Origin of the sequence: Lentilactobacillus parakefiri (assembly GCF_002157585.1) — a bacterium.
Taxonomy (GTDB): Bacteria; Bacillota; Bacilli; order Lactobacillales; family Lactobacillaceae; genus Lentilactobacillus; species Lentilactobacillus parakefiri.
In genome coordinates this window covers 1-275 of record NZ_BDGB01000014.1, presented here as the reverse complement: position 1 = coordinate 275, position 275 = coordinate 1, and the positions used below count along the sequence as shown (strand labels likewise).

Here is a 275-nt window from a genome sequence, read left to right as displayed (position 1 = left end):
AGTGCCGGCGCACTGCACAATTGCGAATACGACCCGGAAACAATGTTTAGAAAAACTGACCGAACCCGTTTCTCTCAAACACATTGCTAATGAATTATCCACTTCAGATTCATTCGTTGGTCGGCAGCTCTTGCGCGCTGAACGGGACTTTCAAACTAATTGGCACTATTTGCCCAAAGTTTTGCTCATGGATGAGGTTAAAAGCACTAAGAGTGCCACCGACGCGATGAGTTTTGAATTTATGGACGCCGAAACGCACGAATTAATTGATCTAT

The 275-nt window shown here is 44.7% G+C and carries 1 pseudogene; it reads left to right on the top strand.

Annotated elements, in window-relative coordinates:
* Positions 1 to 275 (top strand): annotated as a pseudogene (locus LPKJCM_RS00850) (ISL3 family transposase); the annotation flags it as partial.